General features: G+C 41.3%; 8 protein-coding genes. 5 read left to right on the top strand and 3 right to left on the bottom strand.

Annotated features, from left to right (window positions below; translation table 11 throughout):
• Positions 1-464: 464 nt before the first annotated feature.
• Genes ACFOJ8_RS12335 through ACFOJ8_RS12320 form a run of 4 tightly spaced genes read left to right on the top strand, consistent with a single transcriptional unit; the run spans position 465 to position 4,020 of the window.
• On the top strand, positions 465-1,823 hold the full coding sequence (locus ACFOJ8_RS12335; protein WP_380652325.1) for an ABC transporter substrate-binding protein: 1,359 nt from the start codon (positions 465-467) through the stop codon (positions 1,821-1,823).
• Between the two features lie 8 nt (positions 1,824-1,831).
• Positions 1,832-2,719: a carbohydrate ABC transporter permease gene (locus ACFOJ8_RS12330; RefSeq protein ID WP_380652322.1), complete on the top strand. Its 888-nt coding sequence runs from the start codon at positions 1,832-1,834 to the stop codon at positions 2,717-2,719.
• 4 nt (positions 2,720-2,723) lie between these two features.
• On the top strand, positions 2,724-3,566 hold the full coding sequence (locus tag ACFOJ8_RS12325) for a carbohydrate ABC transporter permease (RefSeq protein WP_380652319.1): 843 nt from the start codon (positions 2,724-2,726) through the stop codon (positions 3,564-3,566).
• Between the two features lie 58 nt (positions 3,567-3,624).
• A complete protein-coding gene (locus ACFOJ8_RS12320; RefSeq protein ID WP_380652316.1) occupies positions 3,625-4,020 on the top strand; it encodes a VOC family protein in 396 nt (131 codons plus the stop codon).
• A gap of 48 nt (positions 4,021-4,068) precedes the next feature.
• Here ACFOJ8_RS12320 and ACFOJ8_RS12315 read toward each other — a convergent pair whose 3' ends face one another.
• A complete protein-coding gene (locus tag ACFOJ8_RS12315; RefSeq protein ID WP_380652314.1) occupies positions 4,069-4,206 on the bottom strand; it encodes a hypothetical protein in 138 nt (45 codons plus the stop codon).
• Positions 4,207-4,622: 416 nt separating this feature from the next.
• Here ACFOJ8_RS12315 and ACFOJ8_RS12310 point away from each other — a divergent pair, with 416 nt between their 5' ends.
• Positions 4,623-4,892, top strand: coding sequence for a hypothetical protein (locus ACFOJ8_RS12310; RefSeq protein ID WP_380652312.1), 270 nt, complete (start codon positions 4,623-4,625; stop codon positions 4,890-4,892).
• Between the two features lie 4 nt (positions 4,893-4,896).
• Here ACFOJ8_RS12310 and ACFOJ8_RS12305 read toward each other — a convergent pair whose 3' ends face one another.
• Together ACFOJ8_RS12305 and ACFOJ8_RS12300 are read right to left on the bottom strand one after the other, a co-directional pair.
• Entirely contained in the window at positions 4,897-5,328 is a 432-nt protein-coding gene (locus tag ACFOJ8_RS12305) for a GNAT family N-acetyltransferase (protein WP_380652309.1), read from the bottom strand.
• Between the two features lie 79 nt (positions 5,329-5,407).
• Entirely contained in the window at positions 5,408-6,046 is a 639-nt protein-coding gene (locus ACFOJ8_RS12300) for an FMN-dependent NADH-azoreductase (RefSeq protein WP_380652306.1), read from the bottom strand.
• Positions 6,047-6,056 lie beyond the last annotated feature (10 nt).

Below are 6,056 nucleotides of genomic sequence, written 5' to 3'. Positions count from 1 at the left end.
ACAATCGCCATCTTTTCTTCGAAACTGCGATGTCTGGCCATTAAAAAACCTCCTAAGTTTACAGATTTTTTATTTCATCTGTAAACTTAGGAGGTAGCAGCTCAACAGGTACCGGTTTTTCTTTTGAAATTTATTGAATATAAATTTCAAAATATCTTATTTCTATTAAAAGATTGCATTACATCGCCGGTCCTCTCAAAATTTATTATCCATCCTGCCTATTGGTGACGTCGTTTTAAAAGAACCGCCTTACAATATAGATATACCAATAAAATCCTATTTGTTCATTTCTTCTCAAAAAAATGCTTCTACTACTGCTGCTACTCTATTTTATGCATTGTGCATCCAACACTTAAAAATAAATTACCGATTATTGCTTCTTCTCCATAGTATTCCACTGCTTCTTTGCTATAATATAGTCATATTTAAATATTCAAAATAATTGTGTGAATGGAGGATTGGTCATGAAGAAATACATGTTACTTATTGTCATGTCTGTGCTGTTGCTGAGTGCTTGTGGCGGATTCCAGATTGGCAGCGGATCCGAGGAGCCTGCTTCTACAGAAACAGATAATGCGTCTAACGATTCTGAAAGCGGTTCCGATGGGACTAGTAGTAGCGAAAAGGTCACACTCGACTTCTGGACATTTTGGGGTTCCGAACAAAGGCGCCCGATTGTTGACCAAATCATAGAAGACTTCAACGATTCCCAAGAAAATATAGAAGTGAGGCATACTTATGTACCATGGGGGGACATCTGGACGAAAAACCTTGCTGCGATTGCTGCAGGAGATCCGCCGGATGTCATTATCAATGACATCAACACAGTTCAGCTAAGAGCTCAGGAAGGACAGATGGAACCACTTACAGAGTTTATCGACGAAGATGTACAAAGCCGTTTCTACGATCAAATGACTGAGGGTACGACGGTCGATGGTGAAACGTACGCACTCCCATTCAACACCGATACTCAGGTTCTTTTCTACAATAAAGATTTATTTGAAGCAGCGGGACTCGACCCGGAAGATCCGCCGTCCACATGGTCAGAGATGCAAGAGTATGCGGATGCACTTGATGTGCAGGAAGGGGATAGCTACGAAACGATTGGTTTCTATCCGCTTATCGGACCAGGCTCTGACCTGTGGATGCTGAATGCACTCGGTGAAAACTACATTGATGAAGAAGGTAATGTCTCCATTGACACTGAACCTGTACACGATACATTCAACTGGATACTGGAGCAGAAGAACAAATACGGTGGCAATACTATCACTTCTATCAATTCACAGTTTGAAAATGCCCAGCAGGATCCGTTCATGGCTGGGCGAATCGGCATGATGGTACAGAATGCCAATTACTATGTGCAGCTAAGAGACTTCGGCCAGGACTTGAACTTCGGTGTGGCACCGATGCCTGAGAAGGAAGAAGGCAGCGGCCATACTTCGTGGGGCGGTGGATTTGTAGCGGAAGTACCTAAAGGCGCAAAGAACCCAGAAGCATCCTACCAGTTCATTGAGTTTCTGACAGATTACGAGACACAGCTCTACTGGGCAGATAACAACTTCGATCTTGTCGCAAACCAGGAAGCTGGAATGGAAGCGGCCGAAAGCGAAGAATTCACTGAGACTGGTCGTGAAGTTTACTCTCTCATGGTTGATAACATGGATGATACTCTACTTACACCACAGCCCGTTGTCGCACCGGACTATGCCAGCACCATCAACCCGACTTTTGAATCTATCATCAGTGAGAATACTACTGTTGAAGCTGGGCTTGAGAAAGCGCAGGCAGATCTCGAACGCATAGTTGAAAATAATAAATAGGTGATTACATGTATAAAAAGAAAGAAACATTGTATGGATACTTGTTCATACTGCCGTGGATCATCGGTTTTTTGGGTCTGACACTCGGCCCCCTTCTCTTTTCTCTATACGGCAGCTTTACAAACTACAATGTCACCTCACGAATGGATTTCGTTGGCTTCGATAACTATAGGGAACTGTTCATATATGACGACCTATTTTGGACCTCGCTCTACAATACGTTGTATTTTGTCATCTTTTCAGTCCCTCTGACCACAATCGCTGCGATACTGATATCTACCTTGATGAATCAAAACATTCGCGGCATGCGTGTATTTCGGACGATATACTACTTACCAGCGATACTCTCCGGTGTCGGTGTTTACCTGCTCTGGATGCAACTGCTCGATCCTTCAACAGGACTCATCAACCAATTCCTCGGTCTATTCGGAATTGATGGACCGAACTGGCTTTTTGATTCGGAATGGTCGAAACCGTCCCTGATCCTCATGAAGCTCTGGAGTGCCGGAGGCAGCATGCTGCTCTACCTTGCAGCAATGCAGGGAGTTTCAAAAGCACTGTACGAGGCTGCGCTTATGGATGGCGCTTCAAGGGCACAGATGTTTTTCAAAATTACATTGCCTATGGTGTCGCCGATCATTTTCTTTGATATCGTCACCAGCACTATCGGGTCATTCCAGATTTTCCAAGAAGCTTATGTAATGAGTTCGAACAACGCCGGCGCGCCAGAGAACTCATTGCTATTTTACAATTTATATATGTGGATCAACGCCTTTAACCTTTTCGATATGGGATATGCGATGGCAATGTCATGGATTCTCTTCGTCATTGTACTCATCCTGACAATCGTCAACTTCAGATTCGCTAGGCGCTGGGTACACTATGAGGGGGAATGACTGAATGTACAACTCCAATAAGATGAAGTTCTGGAGAACCTTCAACTTCGTCCTTCTCATAGTCGGTAGCCTGTTTATGATCGCACCACTGTTTTGGATGATATCCATCGCATTGAAATCAATGGAAGAAATCTATCGTGGAGAATTCACTTTCATCCCTGAAAATATACAATTCTCCAATTTCATCGACATATTCCAGGCCGCACCGTTTGTCACTTATTTCATCAACACTTCCGTCATTACGATTATTGTTGTATTGGCCAATGTTTTCATCAATGCTTTTATTGCATACGGATTTGCTAAAATTAACTTCAAAGGCCGTGACAAACTCTTTATCCTTGTACTATCGACTATGATGCTCCCAGGGTTCATTACACTAATTCCTCAATATGTTATCTTCGCGAAGCTTGGGCTTGTCAATACGTACTACCCACTGGTAGTACCTTCATTGTTTGGTAGTGCATTCAACATCTTTTTGCTACGACAATTCTTTAAAAGTGTGCCAAACAGTATGATTGAAGCGGCGCGTATGGAAGGTGCCAACCACTTCCATATCTTTTTCAAAATCGCCTTGCCGATGATTAAACCGGCTCTATTTACAGTAGCTATATTCTCGTTCAATGGTGTATGGAATGATTTCCTTGGTCCATTGTTGTATCTAAACGATGAATCCCTCTATACATTGCAGCTTGGTCTGCAAGTATTCAAAGAGCAATCAAGTACCCAATGGAATTATTTAATGGCCGGCTCACTGCTCGTTTTGATGCCCGTCATACTTCTATTCTTCTTTTTCCAGAGGTATTTCATCCAAGGATCGAACATTCTTGGCCAGACGGAAGACAAATAGTACATTCCGTGAGGGATGTACTATTTTTTTGTTATAATAGAGAAAAAGGAGAACTGTCATGAAATCCATGAATCCCTTCCTAACATTCGAAGGAAGCGCAGAAGAAGCACTCCGATACTACGCTGAGACATTTAAAGATGCAGAAATACTGCTACTTCAAAAATACGACGACAGTACTCCCATACTCGAAGGGAAGGTGGCACAAGGTGCAATACGTATCCATGACCAGCTCATCAGAGTAATGGATAGCCAAGTGCCGAACGAATTTTCATTCACACCGAGCATGTCATTCTTCATCGAATGTGAAACCTCTCAGGAAATGGCGCACTACTATCGTAAGCTGAAGAACAAAGGTGCTATACATATGCCACTGGACGACTATGGTTTCTCCAGGGAATTCGCTTGGATACAAGATCAGTTTGGTGTCACATGGCAGCTGAATCTATCCAATTAAAAAATGGCCATCCCTCTTCTGACTCAGGGATGGCCATCTGTATTGTTTTTAGCCGAACATTCTTGCAAAGAAAGATTTTTTCGTCTTGGCAACTTTTTTCTTTTCAGCCAAGTGGATGGAACTTTCTGCTACTCTTTTATACTCTGCCATACGCAAATCTGCAGAAACACGATCTGTTGAAAACATATTATTTCCCCCTAAAAATTTATATTTTATTTCATTGCTTATCTCAAAAGCATCGTTTAAGTTAATATAAATATACCATTACAATAGGCTTTTATCAATTATATTGTGATGTAATTACCAAAGTAAATCTATTGATAATTTTGTAAAAATTTAAATATAAATAAATTTTATTGAAACTAAATTTTATATAAATATTTTATAAAGCAAGTAGATGCCTCTTAATGCATACTTATTCTAATGTAATCGCTTTCTTATTTATTATATACAGAAATAAATTGTTGTCAGAATACACTCAATTATAAGTAGATAGCCTAAAGTGAAAAAACTCTCTATTAGATTGCTTTTACCTCTACTTGGGAGAAAGATGTTGTATACTATTTTTAAATGCTAGAATAATTTGGAAAGGAGAGAAACTTATGTGGTGGATTGTTATGATTGTATTGATCGCTGTGGCAAGTGGATCTGCCAGCGACTATATGAAACATAAAAGAAAAATGGAACAAGTCCGCATCGATGTGTTAAATAAGGAGATTGAGCTGGAGCAAATTAAGCAGGAAAACTATTTGCTCGAGAACCAGTCGATGCTTGAGGAACTTGAACAAATCAGAATGAGAAATCGCCTGTCTTATGAAAGAGATGAGAAAAAGCGCTGGCTGATTGAGGAAACAAAAACAAAAGAGAATTGAATAATCAATTCTCTTTGTATTCCATATCAACATGTGGGATGCCATCTTCTAAGTGCACTTCGGATGTCGTCTTAAAACCGAATGACTGATAGAACTTCTCAAGGTGTGCTTGACCATGAAGATAGATGCATTCACCTTGGTGATTGGTATGCACAAAATCCATTGCCTTGCGCATGAGTTCCTGGCCAAGTCCTATTTTCCGACAATCTTGCCTAACAATTACCCGCCCAATGGAAACGGGCGTTTCGTGTACAATCCTGAGATAAGCGACAATGCCTGTGTCATCTGTCTTATAGATATGCGTGCAATTCGCATCTTTTCCATCTACTTCCTGATAAGGACACTCCTGCTCTACTACAAATACAGCCACTCTGAGTCTGTATATCTCCTCAAGTGTAGATCCATCCAATTCTTCAAAAGCTTTTATATGCCACATCCAAGTGCCTCCTTCTCTATATCTAATCAGATCATATCATAAAAAGACCGATGCTTTTCGCATCGGTCGATAATATAGCTTATGCAAATTGTGCGTCAAGCTCGCGTGCACTTTCACGTACAGTCTCGAGACCTTCTTCGATGATTCTCGCTGCTTCCTGAGGCATTGCATTATGACCTTCAATCACAACTTCTGTCGCTATCTCCATTCCGAACACACCACCGAAAACGGCTTTCATGTAGTTATTCGACATGTCCATGCCGCTCGCTTCAGGTGTGCTGTAGACCCCACCGCGTGCATTAAGCAGGATGATTTTCTTGTCTGTCATTAGCTGTGTCATGGAACCATCAGGATTGTATTTGAAAGTAAAGCCTGCAGAGTAAACGTAGTCGATGAACGTCTGGAGACGTGCAGGTATTGTCAGATTCCATAGTGGGAACGCGAATACGACAACATCCGCTTTTTCAAATATATCCATCGCTTTTTGCTTTGCATCCATAAGACGCTGCTCATCAGCTTCCAATGCTTCTTCGTTCTGGATTTTGCCAAGAGCGCTGAACAGCTCGTGGCCAATATAAGGCATATCTTCTGCGAATACATCGTAAGTTTCTATATTGAGGTTCTTATTACCCTCAGCACCTTCCATGAATGCATCATACATTTTTGTTGAGATGCCATCCGGACGGTTATTTGCTTTGACTACAAGTACGTTTTTCATTTATATTGCC

This window comes from Salinicoccus sesuvii, from assembly GCF_042648145.1.
Taxonomy (GTDB): Bacteria; Bacillota; Bacilli; order Staphylococcales; family Salinicoccaceae; genus Salinicoccus; species Salinicoccus sesuvii.
This window is presented reverse-complemented; position numbering and strand designations above follow the sequence as displayed.

Coding starts and splice junctions, on each gene's coding strand:
- ACFOJ8_RS12335 (WP_380652325.1), top strand. CDS start 465: ATGAAGAAATACATGTTACTTATTGTCATGTCTGTGCTGTTGCTGAGT.
- ACFOJ8_RS12315 (WP_380652314.1), bottom strand. CDS start 4,206: ATGTTTTCAACAGATCGTGTTTCTGCAGATTTGCGTATGGCAGAGTAT.
- ACFOJ8_RS12305 (WP_380652309.1), bottom strand. CDS start 5,328: ATGTGGCATATAAAAGCTTTTGAAGAATTGGATGGATCTACACTTGAG.
- ACFOJ8_RS12320 (WP_380652316.1), top strand. CDS start 3,625: ATGAAATCCATGAATCCCTTCCTAACATTCGAAGGAAGCGCAGAAGAA.
- ACFOJ8_RS12330 (WP_380652322.1), top strand. CDS start 1,832: ATGTATAAAAAGAAAGAAACATTGTATGGATACTTGTTCATACTGCCG.
- ACFOJ8_RS12310 (WP_380652312.1), top strand. CDS start 4,623: ATGTGGTGGATTGTTATGATTGTATTGATCGCTGTGGCAAGTGGATCT.
- ACFOJ8_RS12325 (WP_380652319.1), top strand. CDS start 2,724: ATGTACAACTCCAATAAGATGAAGTTCTGGAGAACCTTCAACTTCGTC.
- ACFOJ8_RS12300 (WP_380652306.1), bottom strand. CDS start 6,046: ATGAAAAACGTACTTGTAGTCAAAGCAAATAACCGTCCGGATGGCATC.